Origin of the sequence: Rothia sp. HMSC061E04 (assembly GCF_001813685.1) — a bacterium.
GTDB lineage: Bacteria > Actinomycetota > Actinomycetes > Actinomycetales > Micrococcaceae > Rothia > Rothia mucilaginosa.
This window is the reverse complement of the sequence record NZ_KV813698.1, coordinates 1,279-18,035: the sequence shown is the minus strand read 5'-3', so window position 1 is coordinate 18,035 and position 16,757 is coordinate 1,279. Positions and strand designations below refer to the sequence as shown.

The following is a 16,757-nucleotide window of genomic DNA, read 5'->3' as shown; positions in this document are numbered from 1 at the left end:
AGCCGCGTACCCTACGTTTACTTTTGATATCACTCACCCCGAACCTCCCATGAGAATGATCCATGAGGAAGAGGAATCATGACTGACTCTGGCGCATATGGCGCTACTAACCCGGGCGCTACTACCCCCGGCGCTCACCCCGGTTCTGGCACCGGCATGCTCACCCCCGCCCAGTGGTGCGAGCACAATAGCTGGCAGCTGCCCAACGGCGTGCTCTTCTCGGCAGAAGCCGTCGCGAACAACCCCGCGCTGAAGCCTGCCGACTACCGCAGCGCCCTCGACATTGCCGAGATGCTCAACGGCGCCGACGGTAAGAAGCCGACCCCCGAGCAGGTCCGCATGATTGAGGCGGGCCCCGCCCCGACCCTCGTCATCGCCGGTGCCGGTTCGGGTAAGACTGCGACCATGGTTGACCGCGTGATTTGGCTGGTCGATAACGGTTTTGTGCGCCCTGAAGAGGTGCTCGGCGTGACCTTCACCCGCAAGGCGGCAACCGAGCTGCGCAGCCGTATGCGTGCCGGTCTGAACACGCTGCGCCGTAGCCGCCGCGTCGCCCCGACCGATGAGGAGCTGCGTGAGGGCGTTGCTGACCCGACCGTGCTCACCTACCACTCCTACGCGAATAACCTCGTCAAGGAGTACGGTCTGCGCCTGGGTGTGGAGCAGGACGCGCAGATGCTTGGCGATGCGCAGAAGTGGCAGCTTGCCGCGCAGATTGTGCAGTACTGGGAGGGGGAGCTTCCCCTCGATAAGGACGGCGTGCCGGTGTCTGCGGCGACCATGATTAACCAGATGCTGCAGCTCTCTGACGAGTGCGCGGAGCACCTGGTGGAGCCGCAACAGGTCATTGACTTCTGCACTGAGCAGTTGGCGGCGTATGCGGCGGTGCCCGAGCCTCGCCGTGAGACGAAGACTGAGAAGGACATTCAGAAGGTTCAGCGTCTGTTGCGTAACCGCCGAGTGTACGCGCGTATGGCGATCAGCTACGCCCGCGTGAAAGCGCGCATGCAGGTGCTGGATTTCGGTGACCTGATGCGTTTTGCCGCCCGCATTGCGGAGGCTGACCCGGCGATCCGTGAGGGTGAGCGTGCCCGTTTCAAGGTGGTTCTGCTGGACGAGTTCCAGGACACTTCGCACGCGCAGATGAGCTTGTTCTCCTCGATTTACGGTGCTGATGAGGCGGCGGGTATTCCGGCGCATCCGGTGATGGCTGTGGGTGACCCGAAGCAGTCGATTTACGGTTTCCGTGGTGCTTCGGACGGTCAGATGTTCAGCTTCTACCGTCATTTCCCGACCGAGCATGTGCGGCCGCTGTTCCTGTCCATTGCGTGGCGTAACGACATTTCGGTGCTGAACGCGGCGAACCACGTGGCGGAGAAGCTGAAGGAGGTTTCCGAGTGGGTGCGTGCCGCCGACGGCGATATTACCGCCGCTCAGGTTCCTGACCTGCGCCCGCGCTGCGCCCTGGTGGGGGAGCCTGGTTCGCCCGCTTTTGAGCAGGCTGCCGCGGGCATGGTGGGGCGCGTTGATTTGACGTACCACGACTCTGACCGCGAGGAGGCTGTGGCTATTGCCGAACGTATTGCGGCGATGCGTGCGCAGGCGGTGCGCGAGTACGAGCGCGCCTATGCGGCGCATCGTTCCGGTGATGGTTCGGTGCGTCCGCGCCTGAAGATGCCTGAGATTGCGGTGTTGGCGCGTGTGCACGGTCAGCTGGACCCGATTCGTGTGGAGTGCGAGCGCCTGGGCATTCCGGTGCAGCAGGTGGGTTTGGGCGGTTTGCTCTCCCAGCCGGAGGTTGTGGATTTGGTGTCGGCGTTGCGTGTGCTGGCTGATCCGAACCGTTCGGATGCTCTGGCGCGCCTGCTGACGGGTGCGCGTTGGCGCCTGGGTGCGGCGGATATGTTGGCGCTGGGTGATTGGGCTCAGTCGTTGGTGCGTGAGCGTGAGCGTGCCCTGCGTGAGCAGATGGCGTTGCGTATGCTCGCCGAGGCTGAAGACGCCGACGACGCAGCTGCCATCAACCTGCAGGCGGAGCACCTACGTGCCGCTCAAGAACGTCTGGACGAAACCCTCAAGGGCGCGGTGGAGGATTCCTCCGGTTACGCCTCCCTGATTGAGGCGGTGGAGAACCTGCCGCAGGACGGCGCGGACGGCGAACCTCTCTACGGTGAGCAGTATCGCGGCCGCCGTTTCTCCCCGGCGGCGCTGGAGCGTCTGCGTGCTTTTGCTGAGCAGATGCGCGTGCTGCGTGCCGGTTTGAGCGAGGATTTGGGTACGCTTCTGTACGAGATTGAGCGGACCATGCTGCTGGATATTGAGCTGGCGGTCCGCCCGGGTACCGACCCGCTGGGTTCGCGCGCGAACCTGGACGCTTTCCACGAGGTTGCCGCCGCCTATGGCATGTCGGCGCCGCGTATTAACGCGATGATTTACGCCGGCGCTGACGGCGTGAGCGCGGAGGAGAGCGACCCGGGTGCACGCCGCTTCCTGCTGTCTTCGGGCGGCGTGAGCTACGTGATGGGCTTCCTCGCGTGGCTTGAACGTGCCGATGACGAGGAGAAGGGCCTGGCGCTGGGCACTGTGGAACCTGACCCGAATGCGGTGCAACTGATGACCATGCACGCGGCGAAAGGCCTGGAATGGGATCATGTGCTTCTGCCGGGTCTGTGCGGTAGTGCGACCGGCGGGCAGACCCCGAACCTGTGGCAGATGTCGGCTAGTACGGCTCTGCCCTGGCCGCTGCGTGGCGACCGCGAGTACCTTCCCTCGATCCTTGAGACCCCGGAGGAGATTACCGCCTTCGAGAAGGCGAAGGAGCTTGAAGACTACCTAGGCGAGCATAAGGATGATGCCGCCGAGCATGCCGGCATGGAGGACCGCCGCCTCATGTACGTGGCGATGACCCGTGCCCGTAACCTGCTAGCGATGAGCGCCTACCGCTGGAAGAGCGCCGCTATACTCCCCCTGCCTGTGCAGCCCTTCTGGGAGGAGCTTATGGAGATGCTTTTCAAGTCGCTCTTTGACATGGGCACCCCCACGGTAGATGCGCCCTCTGCGCGCTTCGAAGAGACAATGGATACCCCCTGGGCGGCGCCGCAGTTGGTGGGCATGGGCCTGTCGTACACGATGCCGAACCCCGCCGATAAGCGCAAGAAGGTGCACCTGAACCATGTGCGCCGCTGGGCTGAGCAGCTGGCTGAGTCGAAGTACCGCCTGGCTGAGCCGGTGACCCTGGTACACGGTACGGTCGTGGATCCCTCGAACCTGCCGCCCGCCCCCGATGAGGCGGCGCTACTGGAGGACCTGGAACTCTACCCCGTAGACGCTGACGAGCTCACCCCCGAGCAGGCGGAGGCGCGCGCGAACGCCCGGGCGACCTACGCCGAGCAGGTGCAACGCTACGCCTGGGCGCTGGTTGAGGTCATGGCTCCCGCCCTCGCGCAGGATTGGCAGCAGGCGGCTCCTTCTGTACGAGCACGCACCGTGGCGGAGAACTGTACCCGCCTGAACCTGCCGGTTCCCGAATGGATTATCGAAGCCACCGAGCGGGAGAAATGGCGTGAGGCGCAACCGCCTCAGCCCGGTTTCTCACCCACGGTGGCGGCGGCGCTACCGATTGAGGTGCGTGGTCAATTCGCCCAGAAGAACTACGAAGACAGGAACCCGAACCTGGGTGCGGTGCTGACCGCCATGTGGCCTTTTGACCCGCTGGAACGCCCCGTGATTTGGCGTTGGGCTTCTGACGATGCCCTCAACCGGGGTACGGAGGCGGTGCTTCGCCGCGGCCAGCATGAGCATCTAGAGCGTGAGATTGCGATTAACTCCTCGAGCCGTCGCGAGGCGGTGGAGCGTGCCGCCCTGGCGGTGGAGCTTGCCGTCGGCGCGGGTGACGAGGGCGCCGAGTCTGAGGGTACCCCGTATGGGGGTACCGAGTTTGGGGCGGCGGGGGAGAGCACAAGCTATACTGCACCCGCCGTATCCACGGCGCACGGCGAGTCCGCCATTCCTGAATCCCTGCGCCAGCAGGCGGTGGACTGGGAACGCGAAGCTGACCTGCTACTGCTCATGATGGGTCAGACCGACCCGGTGCTGAGCGATCAGCTGCCGGGGCACCTGTCCGCATCCACGTTCATTCGCCTGCGCGAGGACCCGCAGGGCACGGTGCATCAGCTGATGCGCCCGGTGCCGCAGCGTCCCTCGCGTGCGGCAACGATTGGTACGGCGGTGCACGCGCTGATTGAGGAGCACTTCGGTGTTGCGCCGAGCGCCGACCCGCTGGAGGCGCCCGATGCGGAGGACACGGTGGGGGCTGACCTGCCTGGTTCCGCTGCCTCCACCTCCGCCGCGCCCGCTGATCCCTCTGAGTCTGCAGACCTGCAGGAACAGGACGAGTTCACCTTCGAGGACGCCTTCGAGGAATCCGAGAGCGAACTGGAGGCCTCCGTTCAGCGTCTCTGGGAGCGCTTCGCCACCAGCGAGTGGGGCAGCGATGAGTGGAAGGACCGCATCTGGGCGGTCGAATACCCGGTCGAAACCCACATCGAGGGTGTAAGCCTGCGCGGCCGTATCGACGCGGTGTTCCGCACCGAGGACGAGGACGGCGAACGCTGGGTCCTGGTGGATTGGAAGAGCGGTTCCCGCCCGAAGATGGCGACCATGCAGTCTCGACGCTTCCAGCTGGGCCTGTACCGCATCGCGTTCTCCCGCATTATGGGCGTGGATCCGGAGCGTATCAGCACCGTGTTCGTGTATCTGGGCGGCAAGGGCGTTGCGGAGGTGTGGGATCACCAGATCCGCGGCGGCCTGCCCACGGAGGCGCAGCTGGCGAAGGTGATTCGTGAGGCGCGCAAGGGCTAGGCAGCAAGGCTAAGCGGCGGAAGCATGCGCTCGCGTATTAGCGCCCGCCGTAACCGAATATGGAAAAGCAGCTCACGGAGGCATTGCGCCTCGTGAGCTGCTTTTCTGTGTGGACTTCTGCGGTTAATGGCAGAGAACGCCTCTTCACTCCACTGCATTAGGGTGATGAGGCGTCCTCAGCCGCTGAAGAACTATAGAGGTACTTCGTGCCCTCGCACGCTCCGGAAAGAATTGCGCCGAACGACTGCCGCTCTCGCGACCTCACTCGCATCGCTGGCGCCCCGTGGGGTTTGCGTGCGTCTTTACTCTCAAACACAACCTCGAAAGTAACTCTATAGATTTCTGCCATCGGTGATTGGTTGCGCGGTGCATGAATCCGGCTCGGGTCTGACATGACCGGTCAGGGTCCCGTCCAATCTGTCTCCCCAATTTATCGCTGCCACGATATCAGTGCTGGTCAGTGCGCTATGGGGAGTGTGTCCGCTGGTTTTCTCGCGGCACAGCAAAAGTATTCCAGGAGTTTTTGAAAAAATCTACGGGGTAAGTTTTTACCCTAAAATGCACTATTTTGAGCATAGTTCAAGGTAGAGTTGAGGCTCTGTGGGTTCTTGAAATCAAAAGTTGGTTTATGTGGGTTTATGACGTATTTGGGTTCGGGAAATATTGTGAATAACACCTTTATCACACCTTCAAGTCTCAGCCTTAATTTGAGTCATTCATGCACAAAAATGCAAAACTGGTGCTCAAAAGGTGAGGGGAAACACTTAAAGAAATTTCGGCAAAAAGCCCACTAAAGCCCCTCCACTAGCCCTTATAGGCATAGTTCCGCCGGTTTGGCAGACAGTCAGTGACAGACAGTCAGGAGAGCTAGTTTCACCGGGCGCGAGGCAGTGGATATACAGCCCAGTAGATATACAGCCCAGTAGATACAGTTCAGCCCCGCAGCGCGGTACTGCGGGGCTGAACTGAAAAACCTATGCGGCAGGTGACACCTGGCTGGCAACAACCTGGCGGCTACTTACCTTATGAGCTACTCGGCGGGGCCGACCAATATCTATTCGGCGGGGCCGACCAGCGGACCGACCTCCTCCTGTCCGAGCAGTTCGCCGGAGGCGCGCAGGTCGTCCTGAATGTCCAGGAGCATGGACACGGCGTGGGTTGCGCCGTCGCGGTCGCCAACCTCCACGGTGTGGGTGAGCCACTGGGCGATCGCGAACTCTGCGTAGAAGTTCGCGCGCTGCGCCAGGTAGGCGTCGGGCAGCTGAGGCATCTGCTGGCGGTACACCTCGATTGCCTCGTCGGTGAATTCGATGTCCTGGCAGGAGTACAGCCAGGCGAAGTCCTGCGCGGGGTCGCCCACGTGCACATCGGACCAGCCGGTGACCTCCACGATGCGAGCTGTCGAGGGCGTGACGTGCAGTACGAGGTTCTCGGCGCCCATGTCACCGTGGACTACGCGCGGGCGGAACTGCCACATGGGGCCAGGGGAGAGCACGGTACGCCAGTGCGCGAGCAGGTCGGCGGGCACCTTGCCGGTTGCGGCGGCACGCTCGAGCTCAGCGTTCTTGCGCAGGCGAATCTGCTCCGAAGAGTAGGAAGGCAGGTCGGCTTCGTAAATAATGTCTTCGGGCATCACGTGCAGGGTCGCGATGTCCTTGGCGATGATGGATGCCAGGGAGGGGCGGTTTGCCGCAACTTCGCGGCGGCTCAGCTCGGCGAGCTGGTCCACGTCGTAGATGGTACCGGGGATGTGCGTGTACACGAACACGTTGCCGCCCGCGTAGGGTACGGTGCCGGCGACGGTGGGTACGGCGAAGGGCAGTCGTGCGCGCAGGCCGGGGCTGAACGACTGCAGGATGAGGTGTTCAGCTTCCAGACGCATGCTGGCGTCGGGGCGGCGCGGGGCGCGCACTCGCCAGCGGCGACCGGTGGAGTCGGCGATGATTGCCGAGTCGAAGTCGTCGCTGTCTTCGCGGACCGGTTCGGCGCCGACGGGGTAAATTCCGGGCACTCCGGCGGAGACAATGGCTGCTAGCTGAAGGGGAGATAAAGTCACGGGTTAAGGTTACCAAACCAATGTGTGCCGTTTAGTAGTTTTTGGGATCTTTATGCCAAGTGGTGAAGATACTTGTGGATAAGCCTAAACGTGCTCGCCTGCGCTGCCCGTTGAGCTTCTACTTGCCCACTCCAAAAGAGGCGGGTTCCTCACGCCCTGAACGAAAGCAACAGCCAAGAAGCCGCGGCAGGTCTGGAGAACACAGTCTGGGAGAATACAATGGAAGACCGGCTATCACCGCCTCGGGCACCCGCATACACACACGTCCGTATGCCCGCGCGAGCACACGCCGCCTGCCCGCACCGCCCGCCTTACTGATGGAGTATTATGACCGCCACACCTCAACAGCCTCAGCATATGATCTCCGCAGACGATATTCTTGCCGGGCTTGACCCGGATCAGCGTGCGGTCGCCACCGAGCTTGACGGGCCCATGCGCGTGCTCGCCGGTGCCGGTACAGGTAAGACCCGTGCGATTACGCACCGCATCGCCTACGGTATTGCGATTGGTCGCTACCAGGGCCCGCGCGTACTCGCCTTGACCTTTACCCTGCGTGCTGCGGAGGAGATGCGCACCCGCCTGCACCAGCTGGGTGCGCACGGCGTGCAGGCGCGTACCTTCCACTCGGCGGCGCTACGTCAGCTGGCGTATTTCTGGCCGCAGGTGGTGGGCGGTACGTTCCCGTCCATCGTGCAGAATAAGGCAGCGCTCATTACGGAGGCGGCGAACCGTCTGCGCATCAGTACGGACCGTTCCCTGCTGCGTGATTTGGCGTCGCTGATTGAGTGGGCGAAGGTTCAGCTGCTCACCCCGGACACCATCATGCAGCGTCTGAGTGAGAAGCAGCTGCCCTCGGCGATTACCCCGCAGAATATGCAGCGTATTTTCCAGGCGTATGAGGATTTGAAGGATGAGCGTAACCTCATCGATTTTGAGGACGTGCTGCTGCTGACCATCGCCATGCTGGAGGAGGACGAGAAGCTCGCCGCAACCGTCCGCAACCAGTACCGCCATTTTGTGGTGGACGAGTACCAGGACGTGTCCCCGCTGCAACAGCGTCTGCTGGATGTGTGGCTGGGCGGCCGCGACGATATTTGCGTGGTGGGCGACGCCTCCCAGACGATTTACTCTTTTACCGGCGCGACCAGCCGTTACCTGCTGGATTTTGCACGCCGGTACCGTGGCGCGCACACGGTGAAGCTGACCCGCGACTACCGTTCCCATTCGCAGGTGGTGGAGTTGGCGAACCGCCTGTTGGCGGCGCGTCGTCCGCATCCGGATTCGAGCCCGCATTCGTGGGCGCCGCCGCTGGAGCTGATGTCTCAGCGCGGCCCCGGCGTGGATGTGGAGTGGTTCGGCTATGCCGACGATGAGCAGGAGGCCGCCGGCATTGCCGAGGATATCCGCGACCTGATTGAGAAGGACGGCGTGCCGCCTTCGGAGATTGCGGTGCTGTTCCGCACGAACGCGCAATCGGCGGCGATTGAGTCTGCGCTGGCTGCCGCCCACATTCCGTACCAGCTACGTGGCGCGGAGCGTTTCTTTGAGCGCCCCGAGGTCAAGCAGGCGATGCTTGCCCTGCGCGGTTCGGCGAAGTCCACGGACGGTACCGAGGACGTCACCCGCTACACCCGCGATGTGCTCGGCGGCCTCGGCTATAAGGAGGAAGGCCCCCTTTCGGGAGGCGCCACCCGCCAGAAGTGGGAGTCCCTCGCCGCCCTGGTGCATATGGTGGATATGATGGCGCAGCACCGCCAAGAGCAGCTTCAGGAGCACCGCGCGAATCCTCGCCCGGGCGTGCCCGAGCCGCTCCCTTTGACCATACACGAGGTGGTGGCGACCCTGAACCACCGCAGCGAATTCAACGACGCACCGCAGGTCAACGGCGTAACCCTCGCCTCCCTGCACGCGGCTAAGGGCCTGGAGTGGGACGCCGTGTTCCTGTGCGGCCTGAACGAGGGCCTCATGCCCATTACTTTTGCGACCACCCCGGATGAGGTGGATGAGGAGCGCCGCCTGCTGTACGTGGGTATTACGCGCGCCCGTAAGTACCTGTGGCTGACCTGGACGATGACCCGCACCGTGGGTGGTCGCGGTCAGCGTAAGCGTTCGCGTTTCCTGGACGATATTGATCCGGCGAAGCGCCGCCGCAGGGCTGAGAGTGCTGGCTCGTCGTATAGCCAGCGTTCAACACAGCCTCGCTCAACACAGCCCCGCCGTTCGTCGAAGGGAAGAGGAGACTATGGCTCAGCGTTTTAAGCGTGAGATTCTGCCCGCCACCGAGGACCGCCCGCAGATTGAGCTGGTCCGCTCGGCGCGCCGCACCCGCACCATCAGCATGCAGCGTGACGGCGTGGACGAGCACGGCAACCCCGCCTACCGCCTGCTCATTCCCGCCGCGAGTACGAGCGAAGAGATTGACGAGCATATTGCCCGCCTGCTGCCGCGCATTCAGCGTCGTGCCGCCCGCCGTGAGCGTGCCACTCAGCTGACGGTCACGGACGAATACCTGCGCTCCCGCGCCCTGCACCTGGCGCAGAAGAACCTGCCGGAGCTGGTTGCCTCGGGCAGGCTCGAGAAGCTGTCGATTCGCTGGGTGAGCAACCAGCGTCAGCGCTGGGGCTCGGCAACCTACGCGAACACGCAGATCCGCATCTCCTCGGAGCTGCAGGGCGTGCCCGAGTACGTGCTGGATTCGGTGATTCACCACGAGCTCTGCCACCTGCTGCAGCCGAATCATTCGGCGGCGTTCCGTGCCCTGGAGGCGCGCTACCCGCAGCTGCTGCGGGCGCAGGCCTACCTGGAGGGGTACGCGTTGGGGCGCTCGCGGGCTGAGGGTGAACGTGCTGAGGGCGAGCGCGGCGAAAACAGCGCCGGCTAAAATCCTGCCAGCTAAAATCCAGCCGGCTAAAGCGCTTCTCGAAAGTCAAAGAATCAAAAACCAACCGAACACTCAACCAAAACACTCGAGCGGGGGTGGCTTGTGAATACACAAGCCACCCCCGCTCGAGGTGTCAGCTATTTACTTTCGCCGCTCAGCTTTACTTCGCTCAGCTCTACTTTTCTTCGGGCGCGTCGCCGAAGCCGCCGTCCAGCAGCTTCTGCAGCTCCGAGTCGAAGTCCACATCGTCCAGGCTTATTTCGTTCATGCGCGCATCGTATGCAGTGAAGTCTTCCAGCTCGGCGGGGGTGGGCAGGGTCTCCGGGGTGTCCCAGAGGCCGTCGCGCGCCTCAATGCCGTGGGAGTTTTCGTACCAGCGCCAGAACTGCTGTGCCTCACGCACCAGGCGCGGGCGCAGTTCCAGGCCGACCAGGTTCTCGAAGACCTGCTCGCTGGGGCCGCCGTCGATGCGGCGGCGCGCCATGATTTCGGTCAGCTGCGGTGCCTTGGGCAGGTTGCGGGTCGCATCCTCGGTCACGACGGACACCCAACCCTCGATGAGGGCGAGCAGACCCTCCAGGCGCTGTACCGCCAGTTCCTGGTCTTCGGTGCGCTGGGGGCTGAACATGCCGCCTTCGAATGCTTCCTGTACGGCGTCGGGGTTGCTCATGTCCACCTGGGATGCGGCGTCCTGCATGCGGTTCATGTCCACGCGGATGCCGCGGGCGTAGCGCGCCACGAGCTGAACCAGGTCTTCACGCAGCCAGGGGTTTGCCTTGTGCAGGCGGATCAGCGCGGATTCACGCACGGCAAGGTAGAGCAGGACCTCCTGCGGGGGAACCTCGATGCTCTCGGCGAGCTGCTGGTAGCCGTTGGGCAGCAGCGCGGAGGAGCCGGGCGCGAGGGGGAAGCCCACGTCGGTGGAGGAGTACACCTCACCGGCGAGCTGCGCGAGTGCCTGTGCCATCTGCGCACCAAAAATTACGGAACCAATGTTGTTCAAGAAACCGCTGTTGAGAATCTGCGAGATCTCTTCGGGTACGTCTTCGGGTGCGCCGGGCATGACCATGGACTGGGTAACTTCGGCGGCGACGGGCTCAACCATTTCGCGCCAGGAGTCGAAGGAATGCTCAACCCATTCCGCCTTGGACCACGCCTGCACCGGCAGGTTGTGGCGTTCAACGATAGTCACCGCGTCCAGCCAGAGGTCGGCGAGGTTCGCCGCGTCTTCTACAGCGCGCTTGAGGTTTTCGGGTACGGAGGGGTCTTCACCCTTGGCGGCGAGCATCTGGCGGGTCTGGTTCTTCACACTATCCCAGTTCACGCCGCTGGGGCTGTCGGATGCGCCCGCGCCGGAGAACATCGCCTGCACCTGCGCAAACATGCTCTGCATCATGGCGGGGTCAAAGCCCATGCCCATGTTCTTGAGGTCTTCGGGGTCGATGCTGATGCCGAAGGGGTTCTGGCCGCCTTCACCGAAGAGCGCACCGAAGGGGTTCTGCGCGTTGGAGGCGCCCTTGCCGCCCTGGCCGGTTGCCCCTGCGGAGGGGTCGAAGCCCTGCTCCTGCATCTTCTTAAGGAATTCTTCGAGGGGGTCGCGCTCGTTGGAGGCGCCGCCGGTGGGGTTCTCAGACATGTGAAGCCTTTCGTAATCCGGGGGTGGGCGTAGCTGGCCCGCTCGCTGTCCAGCCTACCGATTTTTGCTGAGAATTTCCCGCGCCACCGCTGTGGATGCGGGTTAATCAGCTGAGGGCTCACAAGCTTGTCTCTGGCGCCGGGGTTTGGGAGCTTTTTCGTGCCGCTGTAACCTCGGGGTGCTGACACAGTGCGGCGGGGGCAAGAGCGGGGGCAAGAGAGTAAACGCCCCGTGGTTGCTCTATTTTTAGCTGGGTGAGGGTGCCCGCGCGCGTGTTGAAAAGTAGGTTTATCCGGTACTGTAGAAACCATGACTAAGTCCACCCCCGATGCTGAGCAGCAGCCGAACGCCGCCTCCGCGAGCGTGAAGAGTAATGAGAAGGCGGCTAAGCGCCGTTCGCGTTTTGCGCCGCGCCGTGTGAACCTGCGTTCGGTGAGCGCTGTGGCGACGTGCGCCCTGCTGGCTGGTGCTTTTGTGCTGCCCAGCTCCTATGTGAAGGAGGGCCCCGGCCCTCTCTTTGACGTGCTCGGAACCTACCAGGAGAAGGACGTCATTGAGGTCTCGGGTGCGCCGAGCTATAAGACGTTCGGCAAGATGAACATGACCACGGTGTCGGTTTCGGGTGGTCCCTACACTGAGCTGTCCGGTGCGGAGGCGTTCTACGGCTGGTTGGCGTTTGACGGTAACCGCAGCCTCGTGGTGCCGACCGATGCCCTGTACCCGCATGTGAGCCATGAGCAGGCGACGGCAGCGACCGGTGCGCAGATGGCTGATTCGCAGACTCAGGCGAAGGTCGCGGCAATGCGCCAGCTGAAGATGCCGGTGACCGAGAAGGTTCAGGTGCTTTCCACGGTGGAGGGTTCCCCGGCGGCGAGCGCGCTGAAGGCTGATGACCGCATCGTGAAGGTGGGGGAGAAGCAGATTGAGACCCTCACCGACGTTCCGAAGGCTGTGAATGCGTCGAACGGTTCGGCGATTGACGTGACCGTGGAGCGTGACGGCAAGCAGCAGACCTTTAAGCTGACCCCGGTTCGTGCCAGTGACGATAGCCGCTGGATTCTGGGCGCTGGCCTGAAGCAGAGCTATGACCTGCCGGCACACGTGCAGTACAACCTGGACGGTGTGGGCGGCCCGAGTGCGGGTCTGATGCTGGCGCTGGGCACGGTCGATAAGCTGAGCGAGGGTACTCTGCTCGCCGATGAGGACGCCGGAGGCGACCCGTACCGCAGCTACATTTCGGGTACCGGCACGATTGATGCGAACGGTAAGGTCGGCGCAATTGGCGGCATCAAGTACAAGATTTTGGCGACGGGCCGTTACGGTGCGCGCTACTTCTTGGCGCCTAAGGAGAACTGCGATTCGATTGTGAAGATGCAGGCGCAGGACCCCGACCTGTTCAACTACTATCACGCCGGTCAGGTGCGCGGCACGATGGTGGTTGTGCCGGTGTCGACCCTGGATGAGGCGGTGAAGACGGTGGAGGCGATTAAGTCCGGCACCCCGGATGATTCCCTGCCCCGCTGCGGTTCCTAACATAACGTTTTTCTCCGCAAGGTTCTCACCCGTATAGCGTAGAAGTCAGCCCCGGTACTTTACGGTACCGGGGCTGTTCTGTGCCCTATTCTCTGTCCTCGTCTGCGTCTCCGTAATCCTCGCCAGCACCTCTCATCTCAGCATTTCGCGCCCCAAAACCTCTCAACCGGTCATATTTCGCCCCGAGCTTCTACGAGGTTCTGCCCTTCTGCGTTACCTCTGAGATACTTAAAGGAAGTTATTTTCTCTGAACGTATGATGAGCGAGGAATTGTGTCTGAGTCGACCAATAACACCGCGCATCCCAAGCCGAAGAAGTCAACGCCTAAGCGTCGTAGCCCCCTGAGGGCGACGATTGCTGTGGTGGCGGTGCTCATTGCTGCTTTTGTGGGTGCGTCCCAGGTGTACACGGACTGGCTGTGGTTTGATCAGCTGGGTTATAGCACCGTGTTCACTACCCAGATTTTGTTGAAGGCAGCCGTGTTTGTGGTGGCTGCCGTGGTGATTGCTGTGCCGCTGTGGGCTTCGATGTCCTACGCGGTCCGTCATGCTGATGTGGCGCCGGCGTCCGAGAAGGAGCCGCAGGAGGCGCCGAACCCGAATCAGAGCGTACCGACCAGCGGCACGGATGCTGCCGAGCAGATGCTTCGTGACGTATTTGGTCAGCAGCGTGCTGAGGAGAGCATGCGCCGCTACCACGAGAGCGTGGATAAGGCGCGTAAGGTTCTGCTGATTGCGGTTCCGCTACTGCTGGGCCTGTTCATTGCTTCGGCGACGATGACTCAGTGGAGCACCGTCGCGCTGTTCTTCAACCAGCAGTCCTTCGGTAAGACTGACCCCGAGTTCGGTCTGGATTACGGGTTCTTCCTGTTTGCGTTGCCGTTCTTCCGCATGGTGGTGACTCTGGTGACCTCCGCTGTGGTGCTGTCGGCGCTCGCGGGTCTGTTCATGCACTACTTCTACGGCGGTATTAAGGTTCAGCCCGGTGGTGTGAGTACCACGTCGGCATTCCGCCGTCACGCTGCGATTGTGGTGGCTGTGTTTTTGCTGACTCGTGCGGTGAGCTTCTGGCTGGATCGTTATTCCTCGACTCAGCAGCAGGTGGGCCGCTGGGCTGGCGCAATGTACACGGATGTGAACTCGTCGATCCCGGTGAACGCTATTTTGGCGATTTCTGCTTTGCTGGTGGCGATCATGTTTGTGGTGGCGGCTTCGATAAATCGTTGGCGTCTGCCGTTGATTAGCACCGCGATGCTGGTGATTGTTGCCGTGGTTGCTGGCGGCCTGTACCCGTGGATTGTTCAGCGTTTCCAGGTGGTTCCGAATGAGCAGGGTGCTCAGTCGAAGTTTATTCAGCGCAATATTGATGCGACCCGTTACGCGTACGGTCTGGACAAGATTGAGACCACTCCGTATGACGCGACGATTGATACCCGTGCCGGTGCGTTGAGCTCTTCGAGCGCGACCATTGCGAATATCCGTCTGTTGGATCCGAATGTTGTGTCCTCGGCGTTTGCTCAGATGCAGCAGTTCCGTCCGTACTACCGTTTTGATTCGCAGCTGTCGGTGGACCGCTATTCGGTGGGTAACACCACGCAGGATACGGTGTTGGCGGCTCGTGAGCTCAACCCGGCGCAGACGAGCGGCGATTCCTGGTATAACCGCCACGTGGTGTACACCCACGGTTACGGCGTGATTGCCGCCTACGGTAACCAGGTGGATTCTGCGGGTAACCCGAAGTTCTTGCAGTCCGGTATTAAAGCGACCGGTTCCCTGAGCGAGGATTATGAGCCGCGTATTTACTTTGGCATGAGCTCGCCGGAGTATTCGATTGTGGGCGGTAAGGGCGACACCCTGGAGCTGGACCGTCCGCTTTCCGCTGAGGAAACCAACGCCTCCGATGCGAAGTACACTTTCGCCGGTTACGGTGGTCCTCGCGTTGATTCGCTGCTGGCTCGCCTGTCCTACGCGATTAAGTTCCAGTCCTCTGACATTCTGCTTTCGGATGCGGTGCGTGAGGGCTCGCAGATCCTGTACGAACGCAACCCGCTGGATCGTGTGCGTAAGGTGGCGCCGTACCTGAGCGTGGATTCTAAGCCGTACCCGGCGATTGTGAATAACCGCGTGCAGTGGATCGTGGATGCCTACACCACGAGCGATCAGTTCCCCTACGCGCAGGGTAGCTCCCAGGACGCGGCAACCGCTGCGGGTGCTCAGCGTTCTAACTCGGTGAACTACATCCGTAACTCGGTGAAGGCTACCGTGGACGCGTATGACGGTTCGGTAACCCTGTACGCGTGGGATGAGGAGGATCCGGTGCTGAAGGCGTGGCAGGGTGTTTTCCCTGGCACGGTGAAGAGCTACCGTGAGATGAACGCTTCGCTGATGAGCCACGTGCGTTACCCGACTGACATGTTCAATATTCAGCGCACCATGCTGAATAAGTACCACGTGACGAACGCGAATAGCTTCTATGCCGGTGACGATGTCTGGTCGATTCCGAATGACCCGACTAATGATCGTAACCAGCTGATTTCGCCCTACTACCTGTCCCTGCAGATGCCCGGGGATTCTCGTGCGCACTTCTCGTTGACGACCACGTTCATTCCTCAGCAGAGCGATTCGAACTCTCGTAACGTGATGTACGGCTTCCTTGCCGCTAACGGTGATGCCGGTACCGGTAAGGACGGCGAGCGTAGCCCCGATTACGGCAAGCTGCGTCTGCTGGAGTTGCCGCGTTCTTCGGTGGTTCCGGGTCCGGGCCAGGCTCAGAACATTTTCAACTCTGATGCTGAGGTGTCGAACCAGCTGAACCTGCTGCGCCGCGGTTCGTCTGAGGTTATTAACGGCAATATGCTGACTCTGCCGGTGGGCGGCGGCATGCTGTACGTTCAGCCGGTGTACGTGCAGTCGAGCGGTGACGCTAAGTACCCGCGTCTGCAGCGTGTGCTGGTGAGCTTCGGCGATAAGGTCGGTTTCGCTCCGACTCTGGAGGAGGCGCTGAACCAGGTGTTCGGTGGCTCTTCGGGTGCGAAGCTGGACGGTTCGGCGTCGGCCAGCCCCTCGGCTTCTGGTTCTTCGGGCGCTTCGACCGGAGGTTCGACCGGCGGTTCGTCGGCTTCGCAGTCTTCGGAGCTGAAGCAGGCTCTGACGGATGCCTCGAAGGCGATGACCGATGCTGATGCGGCAATGAAGAAGGGCGACTGGGCTGCCTACGGTGAGGCTCAGAAGCGTCTGGAAGCAGCCGTGAAGAAGGCTCTGGAGGCTGAGGAGGCGCAGAGCGCGGCTTCCGCTAAGGCTTCGGCAGCGCCCAGTGCCTCTGCGGCTCCGAGCGCCTCTGCAGCTCCCAGTGCCGCGGCTTCTGCAAGCGCCCCCGCAAGCGCGAAGCCCAGCGCCAGCGCCTCGGCTTCTCGCTAAGACTAAGAGGCTAAGCCTAAGAGACAGCGGGGGAGTAGCCCATACCGGATGCTCACGGGTCTAGCGTCCTCGCTCTAGAACCGGAGCCTGCGCTGGGTATGGCTCCTACTGGCTACCTCTAGCGGTCTCTGGCGGAACGGGGTGGAAGCAATCGCTTCCACCCCGTTCCTGTACGTTCTACCCCTGGTACTGCCCCGTAGCCCCTATTATTGACCCACAGCCTCTATTTTTGTGTGCTTGGTTACAAATCGTGATTTTAGCTTGCGCGCCCGGTTTCGGGTCTGTATAGTTATATGAGTCGCCGCGGGGTGGAGCAGTTCGGTAGCTCGCCGGGCTCATAACCCGGAGGTCGCAGGTTCAAATCCTGTCCCCGCA

The 16,757-nt window shown here is 62.1% G+C and carries 7 protein-coding genes and 1 tRNA gene; 6 read left to right on the top strand and 2 right to left on the bottom strand.

The features are described 5' to 3' along the window. The first annotated feature begins 78 nt into the window (after positions 1 to 78). A complete protein-coding gene (locus tag HMPREF2927_RS02930) occupies positions 79 to 4,860 on the top strand; it encodes an ATP-dependent DNA helicase (RefSeq protein ID WP_070685360.1) in 4,782 nt (1,593 codons plus the stop codon). 1,054 nt (positions 4,861 to 5,914) lie between these two features. Here the strand turns inward: HMPREF2927_RS02930 and HMPREF2927_RS02925 are convergent. Further along, positions 5,915 to 6,916, bottom strand: coding sequence for a phosphotransferase (locus HMPREF2927_RS02925; protein WP_070685359.1), 1,002 nt, complete (start codon positions 6,914 to 6,916; stop codon positions 5,915 to 5,917). Positions 6,917 to 7,243: 327 nt separating this feature from the next. Here HMPREF2927_RS02925 and HMPREF2927_RS02920 point away from each other — a divergent pair, with 327 nt between their 5' ends. Continuing rightward, positions 7,244 to 9,175: an ATP-dependent helicase gene (locus HMPREF2927_RS02920; protein ID WP_070685358.1), complete on the top strand. Its 1,932-nt coding sequence runs from the start codon at positions 7,244 to 7,246 to the stop codon at positions 9,173 to 9,175. Continuing rightward, positions 9,159 to 9,797 carry a M48 metallopeptidase family protein gene (locus tag HMPREF2927_RS02915; protein WP_070685357.1) on the top strand — a complete coding sequence of 213 codons (639 nt, stop codon included), beginning with the start codon at positions 9,159 to 9,161 and terminating at the stop codon, positions 9,795 to 9,797. The genes HMPREF2927_RS02920 and HMPREF2927_RS02915 overlap by 17 nt, the downstream gene beginning before the upstream one ends. Before the next feature lie 175 nt (positions 9,798 to 9,972). Here HMPREF2927_RS02915 and HMPREF2927_RS02910 read toward each other — a convergent pair whose 3' ends face one another. Next, positions 9,973 to 11,433: a zinc-dependent metalloprotease gene (locus HMPREF2927_RS02910; protein WP_070685356.1), complete on the bottom strand. Its 1,461-nt coding sequence runs from the start codon at positions 11,431 to 11,433 to the stop codon at positions 9,973 to 9,975. A 309-nt stretch (positions 11,434 to 11,742) separates the two neighbouring features. On the opposite strand from HMPREF2927_RS02910, the gene HMPREF2927_RS02905 reads away from it, so the two are divergent. The 3 genes from HMPREF2927_RS02905 (at position 11,743) to HMPREF2927_RS02895 (ending at position 16,757) form a co-directional block, all read left to right on the top strand. Next, a complete protein-coding gene (locus HMPREF2927_RS02905) occupies positions 11,743 to 12,966 on the top strand; it encodes a YlbL family protein (RefSeq protein ID WP_070685355.1) in 1,224 nt (407 codons plus the stop codon). 272 nt (positions 12,967 to 13,238) lie between these two features. Continuing rightward, entirely contained in the window at positions 13,239 to 16,382 is a 3,144-nt protein-coding gene (locus tag HMPREF2927_RS02900; RefSeq protein WP_070685353.1) for a UPF0182 family membrane protein, read from the top strand. 302 nt (positions 16,383 to 16,684) lie between these two features. Then, positions 16,685 to 16,757: transfer RNA gene (locus HMPREF2927_RS02895), tRNA-Met, on the top strand.